The organism is Marinobacter sp., assembly GCF_048266785.1.
Classification (GTDB): Bacteria; Pseudomonadota; Gammaproteobacteria; order Pseudomonadales; family Oleiphilaceae; genus Marinobacter.
This window is the reverse complement of the sequence record NZ_JBLWYX010000010.1, coordinates 1-20,445: the sequence shown is the minus strand read 5'-3', so window position 1 is coordinate 20,445 and position 20,445 is coordinate 1. Positions and strand designations below refer to the sequence as shown.

The window sequence follows — 20,445 nt, the reverse complement described above, 5'->3', positions numbered from 1 at the left end:
GCTCCCTGTCTAAACTTTCTGCTGGTCGAGAAAATCGGCGATCTCAACCGCCACTGCTTTCCAGGTTCCTTCGATTTTCGACATGTGCTGCGCAGTGGATTCCTTGTCTTCGGCCCTACAGGCATTTTCCAGTTCCGTGCACAGATCTCCAAGCGCCAATGCGCCAACAGAACGTGACGAGGATTTGAGTTTGTGGGCGATGGACGCGACACGACCGGTATTACCAAGGCTAAAATCTGCATACAGGTCGCTGACCTGTTGCTCGGCTGACGCGAGATAGTCGCCGAGCAAGTCTCGCACAATGTCATCGTCATCCCCCACCAGGTTTTTCAGTGTCGCCACGTCGATTGCGGCGACAGGCGCTTGTTTGTCGTCCACTGAGGGCAGTAATGATGCACCGGTTTCGTCAATTTCAGGCATCCAGATCATCAGCGCATCGCTGAGGATGTGGAGCTGCAGCGGCTTGGTTAGATACTCGTTCATGCCCGCTGCCTTAGCGCGTTTTGCCTCACCCAGGAGCGCGTTGGCAGTCAGTGCCAATATTGGCATATGCTGTCCTTTTGCCTCTTCCTGTCGAAGGGTTTTTGTCAGAGTGTAACCGTCCATTTCCGGCATGTGCAGATCGGTTAGCAGCAAGGCATAGTCACCTTTACGCCACATTTCCAGGGCTTCTACACCGTTACTGGCAATTTCCGCCGCATAGCCGAGTAAACTGAGCTGTCGCAGAATAACCTTCTGGTTAATCGAATCATCTTCGGCGACAAGGATCAGACGGCCCTGGGTACGCGCCTCCGCGACAGAGGGAGGGGGTAGCTGCTCAGTGGCTAAAAGATCCGTAACAGCGGCCGGGTAGATTGTTTTGGGAGAAGCCCTACCTGCCGCCACTGCCACGGCGTGCAACAGGGACGCCTGTCGCAAAGCGTCACCATCCAGGGTAACTACACCGGGGGCCTCCACCCGCAATCGCCGGCGCTGCCCCCAGGTAATCAACAGATAACGCGTGTTAGGAGCAACATCGAAAGCCGCGTGCAGTGCATTGAGCGGAATCGACACGGCTTTACGTCCCGTGTCCTGAATGATCACCACTGCCTTGTCCAGGCCCGCCGCCCGTTGTGCCGCTGCGTTCAGATCCGTGGCTCGCTGCACGTGTGCGCCAGCATATTCCAGATAGAGACATAGATCATCGGCGTTAATATTGGAGCCAGCGACCAGGATGCAATCCAGTCCGCTAAGGTCTTGCTGGAAATGGTCCGTACTTTCTACCGTTTCTTTCACTGCCTCAATCGGCAAAGTAACTGTGAAGGTGGAATGTTTACCCAGCTCACTTACCACCGTGATATCGCCCTGCATTATTTCCACCAGGCGCTTACTGATAGCCAGGCCCAGCCCAGTGCCCCCAAAGCGCCGCGTGGTGGAGGTCTCGGCCTGATTGAAAGAGGTGAACAGATTGGCCAGTGTCTCGGGGGTCATACCGATACCGTTATCACTGATCGCAAAGACCAATCGATCTGAGGCGATATCAGCCATTTCCACTCGCACTTCCACCCGGCCCCTTTTCTGCTGTCGTGCGCTACTGAATTTGACGGCATTGCCCACCAAATTATAGAGCACCTGGCGTAACCGGGTAACATCGGACCAGACCTGTTTGGGTATATGGGGGTCGATGAACAGCAAGAGGTCAACATCTTTGCCATCGGCCACCGGCAGGAGTGAGTTGCAGACACCTTCGACGACACCCCTCACGTCAACCGGTACCCGCTCCAGCTCCAGGCGGCCGGCATCGATTTTGGAGAAGTCCAGGATATCGTCAATCAATCTCAGCAGAGAAAAAGCGGAATCGTGGATGGTGTTCAGTGCATCGGCCTGGTCTTCGGTTAGTTGACTGCGTGAAAGTACCTCTACCATGCCGATGACGCCATTCATCGGGGTACGGATTTCGTGGCTCATCGCAGCCAGGAAGGCTGACTTGGCACGGTTGGCCTGTTCGGCCTCTACCTTGGCCTGCTCGAGTTGCTGGTTGGTTGCTCTGAGTACCGCTGTGCGTTCGGCGACCCGCTGCGCCAGTAGCTTGCGTTCTCCTTCGACCACCAGATTAGCTGCCTGCCGTTCTTTCACTTCCTTTTCCAACTCGTGCAGGACGCGTTTGCGCTCCGACACATCACGCACCATGGCGATGCAACGCCGCCGCTCCGTGGACGACACCATATACTGAATGGTGATCTCTACAGGGATGTCGTGACCGTCGATGTGGCGGTGCAGTGTGTCGAGGTGAAGGCTGTTGTGTTCACCTTGCAGGAGCGGTGCCAGCATCTCCCGGAACTGAGTCTCGTTGAATGCGGGCTTGATATCCACGGGGGTCATGGTGAGTAACTGCTCGCGCGAATAGCCAATTTGGCAGATTGCTCCCTCATTCACGTAAATGAAGCGCAATGATTCGGGGTCAAAAATAAATGCGCCATCATCAGTCGCATCCAGCATGCTCATTGCCTCGCGCATGGCTTGTTCTGCATGCACGCGCTCGCTGATATCACGCACGGCAGCGGCGACCAGCGAGCCATCCTCCGATTCCACCGGGCTCAAACTGATTTCCACAGGAAATGTCGTACCATCCTTGCGCAACGCGCGCAGGCCTTCCTGAGCCCGGCCCCGGCCCATACTGCGGGACGTAGCGGATTGCAGGAATCCGTCGAGTAGTTTGCCGTGTGCGGCCCGGGAATGCATTGGTATGAGTAATTCCACTGGTTGCCCCAGTAACTCTGCGCGCTGCCAGCCGAACAATCTTTCGGCCTGACGGTTCATCTGCACGACGGTACCGTTATGATCGGACATCAAAATGGCGTCGGGCGCGAGCTCGAAAAGATCGGCGAGGCGCTGCGCGCTGCGCCGTTCTTCGGTAACATCGCGCATGACAGCCACCGCCCCTAAACTTTTACCACTGTCATCACGTAAGGGACCGCCGTTGGCGAGCACGAGGCGCGGTTTTTTACCGCCGACGCAGATCGTCATCTCCGCGTCGGTCACCTGTTCGCCGCGCAGGGCGCGCAGTAGCGGAATCTGCTCCGCCTGCAAGGGCGTGACGCCATCTGCTTTGAAGAGTCCGTAATGCTCGGCCCATTCGTCAGGGGGGATTGCACGCAGGTCTGCGCCATGCCACTCCCGCGCGCTCTTGTTAAACAATGTCAAGATGCCGTTGGTGTCGCAGGCTACTACGCCTTCATTCAGGCTCTCCAGGAGCACGTGATTCAGGTGTTCCTGGCGCTGCAACTCGGCGGTGCGTTGTTGCACACGGTGTTCGAGATGGGTATTGAGTTGATGGATTTCAGCATCGGCTTCCTTGCGCAGGATGACTTCTTTCCGAAGACTTTGAGCGCGCTGCCGGGTGGTGACAAGCATCCAGCTAATAACAAACAGGAGTACGCTGAGAAACAGCCCCCCGAAAATAGTGCTGTGGGCGAGGGTAAAAACGAACCCGGCTTCGAAAGAGGGGGTCGAATGGTAGGTGATCGTCCATGATCGACCTGCGATGTCAATTGAGGTGGCCGAAATGAACATCGGCTCGCGACCCGCAGTGTCGAGTTTAAGCTCGGCATCACCTTCGTAAAGCAGCGCGTTGTTAGCGGCCTGCTTGCCATCATAAATGTTAAAGCTAACCCTTGAACCGCCCTTCGGCAGGATGCCGTGCATCAGATCGTTAGCGCGAAACGGGCTGTAGACGTACCCGAGCAAGGTTTCACGGCGCGCATCCAATGCGGCTGGTATGCCCGGCGCTGCGTAAACAGGGAGGTAGAGAAGAAAACCAGCTTGCTTGTCTTCGCTGATTTCCTGAACCAGCTCAACCTTTCCCGACATCGCGGCAGCCCCTGTGTCACGCGCTCTTTCCATGGCCTCTCGGCGGGTCGGTTGTGAAAACATATCGTAGCCCAACGCCTGACGATTGCGTTCATCAAAGGGTTCAAGGTAAATAATCGACGTGTATTCCTCCCGTTCACCCGCCGGCTTTACCCTGTAATCGGGAAATCCCTCAGCCTGGATCTGACGAATATGTTCCGCCTTATCGGCTGAAGGGATGCGCAAGGAAAAGCCTATGCCCTGGATTCCCGGAAAGTGTTGGTCAAGCTGCAGTGAGAAGACGTAGTCGCTCCATTCGTCTCGGGTGACCTGCGAAGAGGCGCGAAAAAGCGCTGTCCCGCCCCGCAGAGCCAGCTCGTAGGCCAACATTCGGTCCTTGATACGGGATTCGAGCAACTGTGTTTCGGCATTTAAACGCTGCGCTGCGTACTCGTTGACGTGGCGCTCGACGAAATACCATACGCTTGTGGTTACGGTCAAAGACAGGAGTAGAACGGTTAGAGGAACGAAGAAATGTTTTGGCACATTATAACCCACTATTTTTTATTCTGGATCCTTCCTTGTCGCCCTTCAGAATGACGTCGACCCCGGTATAACTCGGCAACGAAAGGTATCTTTTAATAAAACACGATACGCAAAAATTGTTCTCAATTCAGGAAAACTATACGTCTCCACTTCTGGCCTGGATCAAATTAGTTACACAGAGCCTCTAAAGAGGGGAATGCTGGACTTTTAAGGTTGGTGTCAGGTTAACCCTGCAGAATTCAAACAAACCCAACCGGAGTTTGTTCGTGCCTAACTTACGTACCAGTGTCGCGCTTTTACTGCTTTTGACGGTTCAGCTCAGCTTCTGGACCCCGGGGCTGAGCTATGAGCAGTTGCTGACACTCAGTGGATACCTTGCCATCAATTTCATGTCCATCACCATGGTGTTGGCTACCCGGCCTGCATGGCTGGAATGGCCGTTGGGTGGCCTGGACGGCATGTATCAGTTACATAAATGGACCGGCATTCTGGCTGTCGTTTTCGCGCTGGCACACTGGCTGGTCGAAATGGCGGATGATGGTCTCGAAGCACTATTTGGTTCGGATCGCAGTTTGAAGGAAGCACACTTTTCGGGCTTGCTGGACAGTCTTCAGGATGGCGCTGAAGACCTGGGCGAGCCCGGCCTTTATCTGCTGCTGTTTCTGGTTGTCATTACCCTGACCCGATGGGTGCCCTACTATTACTGGCGCTACCTGCACAGGGTGATGCCACTGATTTATCTGGTACTGGCCACCCATGCGCTGTTGCTGGCCCCGCTGAAATGGTGGCAACAACCCACCGGTTGGCTGATGGCGCTGTTGATAGCAGGTAGTGCCGTCGCAAGCCTGCAATCACTGACTGGACAAATCGGAAGAAGTCGCCGCTACAAAGGGTTGGTTCAGGCTATCAGGCAGACATCAGCCAACATCACGGAAGTCGTCTGTGACATGGGCAAGCGGTGGCCGGGGCATCAAGCCGGACAATTCGCCCTGGTGACCTTCGACAGTATGGAAGGGGCGCACCCTTTCAGCCTGTCCAGTGCTGACAATGATAGCGGCCAGCTCAGTTTTCACATCAAGGCACTGGGAGACTACACCGGCAAGATCCCGCAGAAGCTGCGCAGTGGCCAGGCCGTGACACTCGAAGGCCCTTATGGACGCTTTGATCCCGACAGCGGCAGAAAAAACGCCCAGCAAATCTGGGTGGCGGGCGGCATCGGAATCACACCGTTTCTGGCGGCGCTGGAAAACCGCCTGATCAATTCCGAACAAGAACGTCCTGCGGTCACACTGCATTACTGCACCGCCGGAGCCGTAGATGACCCAATGCTGACTCGCCTGCAACAACTGACGGAGCGGCTCCCAGATGTATCACTGCACATCCACGACAGTATGCAGGGGCAGCGATTGACCGTGAATCAACTGCAAATCCATGACTCCAGGGTGGATGTCTGGTTTTGCGGGCCGCAGAGTCTGGCAAACGCCCTGCGAAGCGGACTGAAACAACAGTCCATTTCATTACGATTGCACCAGGAGAGTTTCGAGTTTCGCTGAAACAGGGCTCGTCTTTCAGCCCTGCCAACAATGAGTAGAGTCCAATGAAAAAATATAGTGGAACAAAATTCTTGAGCATCACTTTGATCACCGTTGCGTTGTTGACGGCTTGCAACAAGCCCGCCGGAAATTTCGAAGGTATACAGCGAACCACCTCGAACGCCACCAACGTGGCGGATGCCGACGTGACCGAAAACGTCAAGAAGGCTCTGCAGGGGGATCCTGCCCTGAATGGCTTTGATATCAGCGTGACTACTCTGAAAGGTGATGTGCGTCTCGTTGGCGTCGTCGACACGCAGAGACAAATCGATATTGCCATAGAGCTCACTCAGGGGGCGGATGGCTTCCACACCATCCATAATGAGTTGAGCATCAGGAAGTGAGGGTGCTGTGAAGGTTTTTCTACAGCCTCGTTTTCAATTCGATTTACTGGGAAAGCATATGAGTCATAGCGAAGTCCATCGCTCACATCGCGTGGGTTGGTTACGTGCAGCAGTACTGGGTGCAAACGACGGAATAGTTTCTACGGCAAGTCTAATTATTGGTGTAGCTGCTGCTAGCAGTACTCATCAAGGCATTCTTCTGGCAGGACTTGCTGGTTTGGTGGCAGGCGGTATGTCTATGGCGGCTGGGGAGTACGTGTCCGTTAGCTCGCAGTCCGATACTGAAAAGGCAGATCTGGCTATTGAAAAAAGGTCATTGGAACAGGATTTTGAGTTTGAAAAAGAGGAGCTCGCTTTAATATACGAACACAGAGGGCTTGAGTCGGCTCTGGCGAAGCAAGTTGCTGAGCAGTTAATGGCTCATGACGCACTTGGTGCCCACGCCAGGGATGAAATAGGAATCTCGGAAAGTGTTAGCGCCCAGCCCGTTCAAGCGGCGTTCTCATCGGCAGGCAGCTTTACCATTGGTGCCGCACTTCCGTTGGCGGCGGCGTGGGTTGTACCGGGTAGCCAGCTTATTTCTGTTGTTGCAGTATCCTCACTGGTTTTTCTCGCGCTTCTAGGCGGAATTGCTGCAAGTGCAGGCGGGGCCTCGATAGCTGTCGGCGCAATCAGAGTTACATTTTGGGGTGCACTCGCAATGGCAATTACGGCAGGCGTAGGTCGAATATTTGGTGTGGTTGCATAGTGGGGCTGGGCTTCACAGGCTTCTGGATTTGAGCTTCCTGTAAACCTGTCTTTCACTCATTATGTTGCCATGAGCCGCGAGAGAAGGCCTCGAATATGATAACCAAGCCTGTTCCGTCCAATGCCGAACAACGATCTGTCTGCCATATCTGCGGGCAGGCCTTTTCGACGTCAAAACTACGCCCCTGGATTTCAGTCCGGCCGGGAGTATCAGATCTGATCTCCCGTGCCGCACCGGGCTGGGCCGAAGGAAAGCAAATTTGCAAGCGCGACCTTGCCCGGTTTCGACGTCAGTATGTCGAGCAGTTGCTTGAAGATGAACAAGGTGAGTTGAACGAACTGGATCGACAGGTTATTGAAAGCCTTGAATCTGGACAACTTGTCTCCCGCAACCCTTTGGACGAGATTGAGAGGAAGTACACGTTTGGCGAGCGCACCGCGGACAAGGTCGCCAAATTTGGTGGCAGTTGGACATTCATCCTGTCGTTTTCTGTCGTTTTGATTGCGTGGATCACGCTCAATGTCGTGGGGCTGAGCGCCAAACCTTTCGACCCCTATCCGTTCATTCTGCTGAACCTCGTACTGTCATGTCTTGCCGCGATGCAGGCTCCTGTGATCATGATGAGTCAGGGTCGACAGGCAACCAAGGATCGGCTGCGGGCTGAAAACGATTATCGTGTGAACCTGAAGGCTGAACTTGAAATCCGCCAGTTGCACGAAAAAATTGACCATCAGCTTGCTCATCAATGGCAGAAGCTCGTTGAGTTGCAGCAGATACAGATCGATTTGTTAGAAGATAACTCTGATGGCCGTCGCTGAAGGCACGCTGCCTCAAGGCAAATGGCTGCGGATCGTCAAGCACCCCATTGTCAGGATTGCAGTTCCGCTTGTCATTGTGGTGATTGTCGTTTTCGCTCTACACAGTTTGGCGTCCCATGTAAAATGGATCGACGTGAAAGCCGACCTCGTCGCGGCGTCTCCGGTTTCATTGCTCACGGCACTCGCCTTTACAGCGCTCAGTTTTGTTGGTATTTCGTTTTATGACGCCCTTGCCGTCCACTTGGTGGCGCCATCTAAGGTTCCTTTCCGCGTTGCCGCGCTGGCTGGCGCGGCAGGTTATGCCATATCCGGATTGCTAGGCGTCTCCTACCTGACAGGCACTGCCGTCCGCTACCGAATTTATTTTTCCTTCGGCCTCAATCTAGCATCGGTCACGGGGGTCACCGCAATAGCCTGGAGCGGGTTTTGTTCGGGGTTGGCGCTTATAATAGGCGGTCTGCTGACCTTCCATCCGTCGAGTTTAAGCGCGGTGTTGCCAATACCCCCGGCACTCGAAACGGGGACCGGTCTCGCAATTCTTGGAGGGCTGGCTGCCTATCTCCTCTGGCTGGCAACTGGCAAGCGCAAACTGAAGGCGGGAAATTTCGGAATCACCCTGCCGGGCGCGAAAATTGGCACGGCCCTGACGGGTGCGGGGGTGCTCGATCTGGCGAGTGCAGCGATGGTTCTCTACGTCCTGATGCCCGCTGATTTAGTGCATAATTTGCCCTATTTCATGACTGTTTTCTTTGCTGCGGTCGCGTTAGGCGTCCTCAGTCACTCCCCGGGGGGATTGGGCGCGTTTGAGGGGACGATTATTGCCGGATTGGGCGCTTTGGGTAGAGCGGACGTTCTGGCGGCACTTTTGCTGTACCGTGTAATCTATACGGTCGTCCCTTTCATCGTCGCGGTATTGGGCCTAAGCCTGATGGCTGCGATAGCGCGTCGGCGTGAACTGACCGGTGGCGCGCAAATGATCTGGCGCGCTTTCCAACCACTGGTTCCTCCCATTGCAGCGGGCATCGCACTGCTTACCGGAGTTCTTCTTCTCATATCAGGCAGTCTCCCAGCCGAACAGTCGCGGCTGGGAGTGTTGCGCGATTTGTTGCCTCTGTCTTTTGTCGAAACATTTCATCTGGTGGGTAGCATCACCGGACTTTTTTTGATTGTTGTGGCACGGGGCCTCTATCGCAAACTTTACCGCGCTTGGGCTGTGGCGATGGGGCTAATTGCCTTGGGGTTGGTCGCGTCGCTGCTAAAAGGACTTGATTGGCAGGAGTCCCTGTCGATGCTGGGCACTCTGGCTATACTGGGGCTGTTCCGTCCGGCCTTCTATCGGGCGGACAGCGCATCGGTGTTCCGGTTAAATAGAACTTGGCTCGTCAGCGTGCTCGCCCTTTTGGCTGCGGTCATCTGGATCGGGTTCTTCGCCCATTCCCATATACCTTATCGCAATGCGCTCTGGTGGGATTTTACATGGCACGGTGACGCCTCACGCTTTCTGCGGGCCAGTCTAGCTGCGGCAGTCATCCTGGCTGTGATCGCGTTCAACTCCCTGATGACCGGGAGGGCCAGCCGTAAGCAACTGGAGCCGATTCCCGACGCGGTGCGCAGGCTTGTCACGGCAAGCGAAGACACCGAGGCGAGCATCGCGCTAATGGGGGACAAATCATTTCTCCTTTCTGACGACGAAAGCGCTTTCATCGCTTATGCCGATACCGGCCGTTCACTGATCGCAAAGGGCGATCCGATAGGTGATGCGGAAATGGCAAAGAAACTTATCTGGCAACTCCGCGAAATGGCCGACCGACAGGGAAAACGATGTGCTTTCTATGGTGTATCGCTGACATACATGCCGGTTTTTCTCGATCTTGGCCTGTCAATTCTCAAGATTGGCGAGGTGGCTCGGGTCGATCTGAGCGCCTTTACGCTCGACGGCTCGAACAGGAAAGCTCTGCGCCAGGCACGCAACCGCTCCGCCCGTGACGGTTATGTGTTTGAAGTGGTTCCAGCGGCCAGTCTCGCTTCGTCAATGGCGGAATTGCGATCGATCTCAGATGCATGGCTCAGGAGTAAGCAGGGAGAGGAAAAAGGGTTTGCGCTGGGGGCCTTTGCAGAAAGCTATATCTCCAATTTCGACGTGGCCGTCTTGCGTAGCAATACGGGCGAGATTGTCGCTTTCGCCAACCTCTTTAAGGGCGCTAATTTGCACGAGTTGTCCTTTGATCTGATGCGCCATCGCCCGGGTGGTCCTGGGTTTGCGATGGATGCACTGCTTGCGGAGCTCATGCTCTGGGGTGTGGGCCAAGGCTATCACTGGTTCTCATTGGGTGCTGCGCCCTTTTCGGGCATAGAGAACCGCCAGTTGGCGCCAATCTGGAATCGCATCGGCGGCTTCGTATACGAACACGGCGAACATTTTTACAATTTCGGAGGACTCAGGGCCTTTAAAGAGAAATTTGACCCGGAGTGGAGTCCGATTTATCTGGCCACCCCCGGTGGACTAGCTACCCCCCGAATCCTTAACGAAATAAATGTGCTGATTTCGGGAGGATTTCGTAGATTGATGAATTAGGGCGTTATCGAAAAAACCTCGTGGGATAAACCCCAACCTGCCAAGTTTTGACATATTCCTGATGAAACCTCCACAAAGCCGTGACACGGGGTAGGCCATTATACCCACTCGATGTCAGGTCGACTTTTTCAGTCGCCAATGTGGTGGTTTTCTCATGAACACACTCTTACCTCGCCAATTGCAAGGATTTGTGACGGCCGGTGGCCTTGCCACGCTGTGTCACTGGCTTGTTATGGCAGCGCTGGTCGGCGTCGGGCTTGAGCCGGTGCTGGCAACCGCGAGCGGAAGCGTGTCTGGCGCGGTGCTAAATTACGGCCTCCAGCGGCGCCTGGCGTTTCGCAATGCCGGTCCTCACAGGGTCACGTTGTGGCGCTATGTCGGTTCCTGCTTTGTCGCCTGGTTCTGCAATCTCGTCTTTTTTTTCCTGCTCAATAACGTCCTGGCACTTCCTGTCACGCTGTCACAAGTCGTGACCACAGGGCTTGTCGCTGCACTGAATTACATTGTTTATCAGAGGCTGGTTTTCCATGAACAAACGCGTTGAAATCCCCGCCGTACCGTTTGATAACACGCTGTTATCACTGGTGGTGCCGCTCTACAACGAACGTCCGATGCTGCCGCTGTTCTTTGAGCGGGTTCTACCTGTGCTTGCCACCTTGGACCTGCATTGGGAAATCGTGCTGATTGATGACGGCAGTGACGACGGCAGTGCCCAATACATTCGCAGTGTTATTGACCGAACGTCCGGCATCCGATTGATCAAGCTGAGTCGTAATTTCGGCAAGGAAGCCGCGATGACTGCAGGGCTGGAACACGCAAAGGGCGATGCGGTGATCGTGCTGGATGCAGACCTGCAAGATCCGCCTGAGCAAATCCCGGCCATGGTCGAGTGCTGGCAGTCGGGTGTTGACGTTGTCCTGATGCAGCGTCGCTCACGGGCTGGCGAAACCGCGTTCAAACGCTGGAGTGCGCATCTGTTTTATCGACTGCTGAATCGGACCAGCCGAACGAATATTCCCGTAGATACCGGTGACTTTCGGTTGATGAGCCGCAAAGCCGTTAACGCACTGTTGGCGCTGAAAGAACGCAACCGTTATATGAAAGGCTTATTTGCCTGGATCGGTATGCCCTCCCAGGTCATCCAATACGATCGCGAACCCCGAGCGGCGGGTGAAACGAAATGGGATTACCCCGGATTGGTGGGTCTGGCACTGGAGGGGCTGACTTCGTTTTCTGTATCTCCGTTGCGTTGGGCGACAATGATCGGGCTTATTGCAGCCAGCATGGGCGCGGTATTCGGGGTGTGGATTGTGGTCAAGGCTTTAATGCTGGGCGATGCCACCAGTGGTTATCCATCGCTCGTCGCCATCATCAGCTTTCTGGGCGGTATTCAGCTGATGAGTGTGGGCATTGTGGGTGAATACGTCGGCAAGACCTACATGGAATCAAAGCAGCGCCCGGTGTACCTGACAGAAGAGGTGATCGAAAACCTGAATGGCATACGCCAACAGGCGCACCGTAAAACACCGGGGGCGCGACATGTCAAAGCGGTTTAATGTCTTGCTGCTGGTACTGGCTGCAGTGATGGTTAGCCGTTTTATCGGTATGGCGTTTTTTCCTTTTGCCGATACTACCGAGCCGCGCTACGCGGAAATTGCCCGCCTGATGGCGGAAACCGGTGACTGGATTACGCCGTGGTTTGAGCCCGGAGTTCCTTTCTGGGGTAAACCGCCCTTGTCGTTCTGGGCACAGGCGGCGGCCATCAAGGTATTTGGTGTCTCGGAGTTTTCGCTGCGGTTTCCCTCCTGGCTGGCAACGCTCGCCATGGTGTGGCTGGTCTGGCGATTGGCGCGGCAGCTGTGGAGTGTCCAGGTGGCTCAATGGAGTTGCCTGGTTTTCGCAACCATGGCACTCACCTATATTAGCGCGGGCGCCGTGATGACCGACGCTTTCCTGGCACTGGGCACTACCCTGACTCTGGTAAGCTTTTGCTTGGTAATGGCAGGAGAGGGCGGCTTGTGGCGGTGGCTTTTTTTTCTTGGATTGGTAATCGGACTCCTGTCCAAAGGGCCGTTAGCCATAGTCCTGGTCGGGATTCCCATCGTGCTGTGGTTACTCCTTTCATGGAGGGAAACGACCAACAACCTGCGACGGTTGCCCTGGTGGCGAGGAACCCTGTTGACGGCCCTGCTGGTCTGTCCTTGGTACATACTGGCGGAACTCAAGACACCAGGCTTTCTGGATTACTTTATCGTAGGGGAGCATGTTCGCCGGTTTCTGGATCCAGGGTGGGCAGGTGATCTTTACGGCAACGCCCACAATCAGCCTAAAGGCATGATCTGGATGTACTGGTTATGGGCCTCGTTTCCCTGGGGCGTTGTTGCGCTGGTGAGTCTGGTGCTGGCATGGTTCAGAGGGAAAAGAAGCGGCATCGTTAGCAGGACGATATCAAATCCGGGCGTTAGCTTTTTATTGGTCAGCGCGTTGGCACCGATGCTGTTTTTCACGCTCGCAGGTAATACACTCTGGACTTACATATTACCCTCGTTACCGTTTACGGCTATTTTGATCGGCCGTTGGGCGTCGGAATGCCAGTCTTTCCGGTTGGTCCGGTTACGGGGCGGTTTGGTGGCGTTGGTCCCGGTTTTACTGACTGTGTTCGTAGGTCTTTCCGCCACGGGTTGGCAGTCACTAAAGACAGAGAAAGAACTGGTAAGCTATTATCAGTTGGCCAGGACAGCCGACGACAGCCCGTTGATCTATCTGGATGACCTGCCATTTTCAGCCCGATTCTACTCAGACGGAACCGCTCTGGAAATGACAAAGAGCGGGTTGAGCAACTTGCAGACGGCCGAGGCGTACCAGCGTTTGTATGTTGCGGTTCCCAGAACCTGGCCAGGCGAAAAAGTGGCTGGCTTCGCTACTTCCGCTCGAAAGGTCATGGAAAATAGACGCTATCAATTGTTAGTCATTGCCGGATTGCGGCGCGATCAGCAACCGGTGTCTGACGCCAATGGAGTTCGCTCGAGTGACATCTAACCAACCACAGCTCAGACTATTAATCGTTGAAGACCAGGTGGATCTTGCGGAAAACCTGTTCGAATTTCTGGGTGAAGATCGCTACGTATTGGACTTCGCTGCTGATGGCTTGACCGCGTTGCATCTGCTGGCCACGCAAAGCTATGACGTTATCGTACTCGACCTGATGCTCCCGGGCGTCAGTGGCTACGATATTTGTAAACGTATACGCAAAGACCTGCAGTGCCAGACTCCCGTTATTCTGATGACGGCACTGAGTGGCCTGTCCGACAAGGAAAAAGGGTTTGATTGCGGTGCGGATGATTACATTGTGAAGCCGTTCGAGCTGCGTGAGTTACAGCTACGGATTGAAGCTCTGCATCGACGGTATTTGCCACAGCGACGGGTCTTGTCAGCGGGTGATATTCGCTTCGATCCGGGTACGTTGGAAGTAGAACTAAACGGATTGAAAACGGCTTTGTCCGGCACGCCGGCTCGCCTGTTTGAATTACTGGTACGAGCGTATCCGAGCTTTCTCAGCCATGAAGCACTGAGTGATGCCCTATGGGGAGCTCGTCACGGCGAAACGGAAGGCAATAGCCTTCGTACTCACATTTACACTCTCCGAAAATCGCTGCAGGCCGGCCTGGGCAGTGGGCTGGTAAAAACAATCCACGGGCGAGGATACAGTTTGGAGGTTCCTGCGAAAGGAAACACCGACGCCCCATGAAATCATCGTTAACCAAACGCCTCGCTCGAACGCTTTTTTTCCTGATTGCCGTCACAACCGCAACCTCGATGTTTATCGTCGAGCTGTTCGTTAATGATGTTGAGGACACCATTCTTGGTCTTGAACTGAAGGCGGATGCGGAGTATTTCACCGAGCAACTTCAGCAAGGGACTTTTCAACCCATAAAAACGGCCCAGTTGGAGGCCGTTTTTCTCCCGGAAGGCGAGGCCGACCTTGTATTGCCTGAATATTTCCGTAGCCGCTCGCTGCCGTTTTCCCAGGAAATCGAGATAGGTGAGACAACGCTGCTGATAGTCGGCGAGCAGTTGGACCAACCAGACGGCAAGCTGTTTCTGGCCCAGGACATTACTATCATGGAAAACCGTGAGTCCTTGGTGCAGCTAGCTCTGGTCGGCGTGGCGGGCTTCATGCTCCTCGTCGGCTTTTTTATTGCCCGAACAGGCGCCCAATACCTGGTGCGACCTTTCAGAAAGCTAACCCATGAAGTCATGAACACGAGCCCCGGATCGTCCATGCGGCAAATTGATACGGACTACCGTGATCAGGAGTTTTGCGACATTGCCGAAGCGTTTAACCGGTTTCTGTCAGCGCTGGAACATCACATTGAGCGGGAGAAATCATTTGTAAAGCTCGCCAGCCATGAGCTTCGCACGCCGTTAGCCGTGATGAGTGGCGCCCTGAATGTGTTGGAACAACGGCAAAGTTTGTCGGCAGCAGATCAGAAAACCCTCGCCCGTATTCGCCGGGCCATGCAAACCATGCGCGACGATACGGAGGTTCTGCTCGAGCTTGCGCGCAGTGAAGCGTCCGAAAGCGATGCGAGAGCCATTGTGCTGCAAGAGGTCGTCCAGAACACGATTGATGATCTCGAACATGGACATCCGGATCATGCCGGACGAATCACGGTTTACAACAACAGCCCGGGGTTGAGAGTCACAACTCATCCCGCTTTGGTGCGCATGTTGATGCGCAATTTGTTGCAAAATGCGCTTCGCCACACTCGTGCTGAAGTAGAAGTTCGAATGATCGAAAACCGAATCTCAGTGCGAGACTTTGGATCCGGGCTTCCAATCAACGTAACCGAGCACCTCGGCGCTGTGGGAGCACCCAGTGCTATCACCTCGGCAACCGGAGAGTCCGGTAACACTACCTTTGGGTTGCTGATCGTTCGGCTGGTTTGTGAGCGGTTAGGCTGGGATCTGGAGATAGCCCAGTCGGACAGCGACGGCACTGAGTTTCTGATTCACGTTCATAACCTGGTCTGATCCTATTAATCAGGTAGCATGGCAGCCCAATGGGAAAGGGTTGCGACTCCTCCGGCTGCAATAAACCTACTAATCCTTGTGAAAGGAACCTTCTTCATTCTGGCCGAAGCTCAAGGGGACAAAATGCTGGGCGCGGAATTCGAGCATGAGGATGATACGCTCGCCATCGAACTCAAGGTCGCCTACGCCGCAGGCGTGGTAACTGAACGGATGGTCGCTGCCGACACTGGCACTGTCATCCCGGGTGATCAGAATGACGGCGAAAACGAAGGTGGCAAATTAGGTGAAGAAAGCAACGGCTAACAGTCACACTTCCGCAATCAGGGCCCTACGATGATGGATTCGATCACTCAGGCAACCCTGTCTCTGGCTCAGAGTGCCGGGGTATGGGGCTATTGGTTTGCCTTGCTCGCGGCACTGGCAGAGACGGCGTTTCTGCTCGGCCTTCTGGTTCCTGGCTCAGCATTGCTGCTGTTGATGGGGATGCTGGCTGGACAAGGCGTTTTCGATCTTGGCGACCTGCTGTTCTTCGCTATCGTGGGCGCCATCCTCGGGGATAATCTTAACTATTTTCTGGGGCACCGTTATGGGCGGCACTGGTTGCGCCAGGACCGCTGGTTCCTGAAAGCTGATCACATGGGAAAAGCGGAGGCGTTTTTCCATGATCACGGTGGCAAGAGCGTGTTTCTGGGGCGTTTCGTGCCTTCGGTAAAAGAGATCATGCCCTTCATTGCCGGCATGGCTGGTATGGAACGGCGTTCTTTCATGATCTGGAACCTGGCCGGTGCCGTCGGCTGGAGCGCGCAGTGGATCCTGCCTGGTTATCTGTTCTCCCAGTCCCTGTCCCTTGCCCAGGTCTGGCTCTCCCGTATTGGTATCATGGCGCTGATTCTGGTTATCGCGCTGGTCCTCATTTATGGTCTGCGCTGGTCCCTGTTGCGCTATGGCCCCAGTGGCTTTCAGTTTCTCCGGTCGATTGTTCTATCGGTGGGCGCCGCAATACGTCAGAACCCGGAGGTTGTCGGCCTGGCGCGGCGCTTTCCCACCACTACTCGTTTAATCCAGCAGCGCTTCAACCGCGCCCGTTGGTTTGGGCTACCGATGACGCTCACTAGTGTCTGTGGACTATATCTTCTTTTCGTTTTCAGCGGGTTGGCGGAAGACGTTGTTACCGGCGATGCTGTTACCGAAATCGATGCGCGGGTTAATTCGCTACTGGCCAGCGTTCGCACACCATTTTTCAACCATTTATTCTACGCCATAACTTCACTTGGTTTCTGGCCATTGGTGGCCAGTGGTATGTTCGCCACGACTTGCTGGCTCTGGTATCGCCGACAGCCTGCGCTTATTCTTCCGCTGGTTGTCTCCGTCGGGAGCGGTGAGCTGCTGACCATGCTCAGCAAGCTGATGTTTCACCGTCCCAGACCGGAGGGTGGCCTGATAGACCCGGCGGGCTTTTCCTTTCCCAGCGGGCATGCCAGCATCAGCATTGCGTTTTACGGTTTTTCCATTTACCTGGCGATGCGTTTTGTTCGACTCTGGCGTACACGCCTCAATCTGCTGTTATTGGGCGTGTTGGTGGCGTCTTTGATCGGGTTTAGCCGTCTCTATCTGGGAGTCCATTATCTCAGCGATGTGGTTGCCGGTTACCTTGTCGGCGCCATGGGGTTGATGCTGGGCATTTCGGCCACTTACCTGAGCCCGATTCCTGAGCGTTGGTTTGGCTGCAGGTTCGAGCTTGCTCCAACGCTGAGGCTGATTGGCGCTGTTGGCGGTTTTGCCGCCTTTATGGTTCTGGCGCTAATGTTCAATATGGGCAAGGCACCTGTAATTGCAGCACCGCCTGGAGAGACAAACCCAACAATTATTCAGTCCCAGTTAGCGCAAGCAGTGTTGCAGGATAGCTCCAACCAGGCTAGTTCTGTATTTGGCAATCCTGAAGCGCCGATCAACGTGATTCTCGTGGCCCATAGTCTTGACCAGGTTCGCACCTGTCTGGCGGCTGCTGGCTGGTTAGAAGCGGACCCTATTCAGTGGTGGAGCGTTACCAGTGCTTATCTGAAGGCGTTTCAGAGAAGAGATTACCCGACAGCACCGCTGTCGCCCTGGTTCTGGGGCGCCAACTCGCAAACTCTGGGGCTGGTTCAGCCAGGGCAGCAGGGCCAGGTTTTCGACCGGAGTTTTCTTCGGGTCTGGAGTACGAGCCATGCACTGAATACCGGCGAACGGCTATACGTTGCGACAGTTGGCCGGGAAACACGAGAGCGCTGGCATCTCGTGCCGCACTCCCTCCCGCGTTTCAACCAGGAACGCGAGATACTGGCCCGGAAGCTACGCGCAGAGCAGTGGGCGACCCGCATTTACGAGTTGTTTTATCCAGAAACCGCCAGGAGCGTCCCGGGTATCAACAACCCGCCTTATGATGGCGGTGTCAGTGTGATCACACTGGCAACAGGTTGCCAGTAAACACACTTGAAGAGCTCAGTCGGCGCGCCAGGACATGGACATGAAGCAACCATCGGAGGTCCCTTCTGCGTAGCTCAGCGTGAAGGCACCAAGGGTTCCTGATTCACGTTCATAACCTTGTCTGATCATTTGAATCAGGCAACCCGTAGGCTTGTTCCCGATACAGTTTCAGAGGAAGGAGGGCATGAGCCAGGGCCTTCCATATCCGCTCCGAGTATCAGCCCCGGAATCTGAAAATTCTTGAGGGGAACCAACTCATCCCCCCAAACCCTGGCGTCGTGATCAGCCACAATCAAAAACAGAGTATCCTTCCAATAGTCGCTGTTCCGGGCAGTGTCTATGAAGTCACCCAAGGCATGGTCCGCGTATTTGACGGCATTATTGACGGTGTTTTTCTCTTCGTCGTACCGCTCAATTCGGTTATCCGGGTATTCGAACGGTGGGTGATTGGAAGACGAGAAAACCAGGCGGAAAAAGGGTTCTCCGGAGGCGTGGAGCTTTTGGAGGTCTTCGTGGGTTTTTGCGAAAAGATCTTCATCGCTGACACCCCAGCTTCCGGTAAAAGCGGGATTTGTGTAGTTCTGTTGATCCAGGATCCTGTCAAAGCCATTGCCCGAGAAAAAACTGCGCATATTGTCAAAATGCGCTTCCCCACCATAGATAAAACCTGTGTTGTAGCCTTGGTGCTTTAACAGGTCAGCCAGTGTGAAAAACCCGGTTTGGGACAGTGATAGTTTAACCACACTACGAGCAGGAGATGGCAGGAACCCGGAAACCACAGCCTCGATACCCAGAACTGATCTTGTACCCGTTGCATACAGATTCTCAAACCACCAGCCAGAGTCTTTCAAAGCTTCCAGTCGCGGTGTAACCGGAGTGCCGCCCAATGATTCAACAAAGGTTGCGCCCAGACTTTCCTCCAGAACGATCACCAGATTAAGAGGACGCAGTCGTTTTTGCACAGGGATTTGATGGTGCAGTGTCGGAAATTTCTGAGGCCGGTTAATCGCTTCCACACAGTCCAGCTGAAACGATGGCCAAGAATCGGCAGGAACAAAACCAACGGTGCCACTGCCATGCCGGCCATGATCAGATCTGCCCTTAGCCCATGGAGAAAAATGCCAGGCCATACTGAGGTCTCCGCAACTCGATCAAACTGCCACGCCACCAACAGAGCCCTGGACAGGCTACCGACGAGAAGTATTGCGAAAAACAGCATCAATAACGGTGCGTAGGCACCGGCCCAACTGAACCAACGGTACACACGTTCGGGCAACGAGTGATTATTGAAGGAAAGGGGTAAACGCATATCTGCACTCTCATTTGAAGAATTCGCCCGAGCGAATCATTAATGGGAGTGCAGAATAGGGCAGGTTGCGTCAGTAACTGATCAGTAAAACATCAAGGAATTGTCCAACGGCAGCGCGAATCGAACCGGGTGAGATCCGATTAAGCGATTCCTAACGCTGTCTTACGCTGCTCTGCCCACGTATGGATCAAATGGTCCACAGCCAAGCCGATAAAGGCAACGCATAAGCCGAGCACAATACCTTGGCCCATACCGTTGGCTTGAGATAACGCTTGCATGATGAGCTGGCCTAAGTCGTCGGTGCCGATAAAAGCACCGATGATAATCATAAACAAAGAGAAAATGACGGTTTGGTTTATACCCAACATGATGTGTGGAAATGCCAAAGGCAGTTCAATTTTTAGTAGGCGCTGTGTACGGTTAACCCCTGACATGGAGCCTGCTTCTTGCAAGGACTGAGGCACGTTGCTCAATCCTTCTACGGTGTAACGTGTGGCCGGGATGGTGGCGTATACGATAACCGCTATAAGCACTGATAAGTCACTCACACCGAACAACATGATCACTGGAATTAAGTAAACGAATGATGGGAATGTCTGGAACGTGTCACAAACCAGTAATATGACTTTCGTTGCTCGGGGGCTTCGAGAGCACAAAATGCCGACACTGCAACCAATAATAACGGAAATGAAGACCGCGAAGGTGGTCATGTAGGCTGTAATGAGGGCGCGATCCCACCATGGAGTTAACGCAATAAAGGCAATGAGACCGGTCACAACAATAGCCGAGCGAAGGCCACCAACAATGTAGCCCGTGCCTGCAACCAGAAACAAAGTTGCAGCGACTGGCATCGCCAAGTAAGCCTCTTTCATGGGCATCAAAATTGAGGTGGTCATGAAGAAGTTGAAGCTTTGTACGCTGTCGTAAGTGTTGGTGATGATCCAGTCAACGATAAAGTCCCAGAACTTCTCGGTAGTCAGCCCTTGTGATTCATCGATGAAGTAGAAGTAGTTGGTCTTCCCCGGAAAAACCACCGACACAAGATAGGCCAGAGCCGAGGTGAGTACCAAAACCCCCAAAAAAGCTAGCGAATACTTATGTCGCACATTGTAGTGGTTCAATGATTCCGGACACCAACGTAGGTGGTAATATCGCCACCATAAGTGAGGTGTCTGATGACCAGGA

At 54.3% G+C, this 20,445-nt stretch carries 16 protein-coding genes; 12 read left to right on the top strand and 4 right to left on the bottom strand.

Annotated features, from left to right (window positions below; genetic code table 11):
- Positions 1-9 precede the first annotated feature (9 nt).
- A complete protein-coding gene (locus ACN0V1_RS13965; protein WP_417545572.1) occupies positions 10-4,374 on the bottom strand; it encodes a CHASE domain-containing protein in 4,365 nt (1,454 codons plus the stop codon).
- Positions 4,375-4,640: 266 nt separating this feature from the next.
- On the opposite strand from ACN0V1_RS13965, the gene ACN0V1_RS13960 reads away from it, so the two are divergent.
- The 12 genes from ACN0V1_RS13960 (at position 4,641) to ACN0V1_RS13905 (ending at position 17,951) form a co-directional block, all read left to right on the top strand.
- The gene (locus tag ACN0V1_RS13960) at positions 4,641-5,927 is read left to right on the top strand and encodes a ferric reductase-like transmembrane domain-containing protein (protein WP_417545571.1); all 1,287 of its coding nucleotides are present in this window, start codon (positions 4,641-4,643) and stop codon (positions 5,925-5,927) included.
- Positions 5,928-5,971: 44 nt separating this feature from the next.
- Entirely contained in the window at positions 5,972-6,310 is a 339-nt protein-coding gene (locus ACN0V1_RS13955; RefSeq protein WP_417545570.1) for a BON domain-containing protein, read from the top strand.
- Positions 6,311-6,368: 58 nt separating this feature from the next.
- Positions 6,369-7,058 (top strand): VIT1/CCC1 transporter family protein, encoded by a 690-nt coding sequence (locus ACN0V1_RS13950; RefSeq protein WP_417545699.1) that lies wholly within the window; start codon positions 6,369-6,371, stop codon positions 7,056-7,058.
- A 305-nt stretch (positions 7,059-7,363) separates the two neighbouring features.
- Positions 7,364-7,876, top strand: a complete 513-nt coding sequence (locus ACN0V1_RS13945) for a DUF1003 domain-containing protein (protein WP_417545569.1) — start codon at positions 7,364-7,366, stop codon at positions 7,874-7,876.
- Complete coding sequence (gene mprF / locus ACN0V1_RS13940) at positions 7,863-10,451, top strand: bifunctional lysylphosphatidylglycerol flippase/synthetase MprF (protein ID WP_417545568.1); 2,589 nt, start codon at positions 7,863-7,865, stop codon at positions 10,449-10,451. The genes ACN0V1_RS13945 and mprF overlap by 14 nt, the downstream gene beginning before the upstream one ends.
- 154 nt (positions 10,452-10,605) lie before the next feature.
- Complete coding sequence (locus tag ACN0V1_RS13935; protein WP_417545567.1) at positions 10,606-10,995, top strand: GtrA family protein; 390 nt, start codon at positions 10,606-10,608, stop codon at positions 10,993-10,995.
- Positions 10,979-12,007 (top strand): glycosyltransferase family 2 protein, encoded by a 1,029-nt coding sequence (locus ACN0V1_RS13930; protein WP_417545566.1) that lies wholly within the window; start codon positions 10,979-10,981, stop codon positions 12,005-12,007. The genes ACN0V1_RS13935 and ACN0V1_RS13930 overlap by 17 nt, the downstream gene beginning before the upstream one ends.
- Positions 11,991-13,490, top strand: coding sequence for an ArnT family glycosyltransferase (locus tag ACN0V1_RS13925; protein ID WP_417545565.1), 1,500 nt, complete (start codon positions 11,991-11,993; stop codon positions 13,488-13,490). Before ACN0V1_RS13930 ends, ACN0V1_RS13925 begins: the two co-directional genes overlap by 17 nt.
- Positions 13,480-14,199: a response regulator transcription factor gene (locus ACN0V1_RS13920; RefSeq protein WP_417545564.1), complete on the top strand. Its 720-nt coding sequence runs from the start codon at positions 13,480-13,482 to the stop codon at positions 14,197-14,199. The genes ACN0V1_RS13925 and ACN0V1_RS13920 overlap by 11 nt, the downstream gene beginning before the upstream one ends.
- Entirely contained in the window at positions 14,196-15,485 is a 1,290-nt protein-coding gene (locus tag ACN0V1_RS13915) for an ATP-binding protein (RefSeq protein WP_417545563.1), read from the top strand. Before ACN0V1_RS13920 ends, ACN0V1_RS13915 begins: the two co-directional genes overlap by 4 nt.
- A gap of 18 nt (positions 15,486-15,503) precedes the next feature.
- Positions 15,504-15,788 (top strand): hypothetical protein, encoded by a 285-nt coding sequence (locus ACN0V1_RS13910; protein WP_417545562.1) that lies wholly within the window; start codon positions 15,504-15,506, stop codon positions 15,786-15,788.
- A 30-nt stretch (positions 15,789-15,818) separates the two neighbouring features.
- The gene (locus tag ACN0V1_RS13905) at positions 15,819-17,951 is read left to right on the top strand and encodes an LssY C-terminal domain-containing protein (RefSeq protein WP_417545561.1); all 2,133 of its coding nucleotides are present in this window, start codon (positions 15,819-15,821) and stop codon (positions 17,949-17,951) included.
- A gap of 134 nt (positions 17,952-18,085) precedes the next feature.
- Here the strand turns inward: ACN0V1_RS13905 and ACN0V1_RS13900 are convergent, their stop codons facing one another.
- The 3 genes from ACN0V1_RS13900 to ACN0V1_RS13890 form a co-directional block, all read right to left on the bottom strand.
- The gene (locus tag ACN0V1_RS13900; protein ID WP_417545560.1) at positions 18,086-18,913 is read right to left on the bottom strand and encodes an LTA synthase family protein; all 828 of its coding nucleotides are present in this window, start codon (positions 18,911-18,913) and stop codon (positions 18,086-18,088) included.
- Positions 18,880-19,260, bottom strand: a complete 381-nt coding sequence (locus ACN0V1_RS13895; protein ID WP_417545559.1) for a hypothetical protein — start codon at positions 19,258-19,260, stop codon at positions 18,880-18,882. Before ACN0V1_RS13895 ends, ACN0V1_RS13900 begins: the two co-directional genes overlap by 34 nt.
- Positions 19,261-19,400: 140 nt before the next feature.
- Positions 19,401-20,445, bottom strand: a 1,045-nt coding sequence (locus tag ACN0V1_RS13890; protein ID WP_417545558.1) for an ABC transporter permease, incomplete at its 5' end; no start/stop codon positions are given.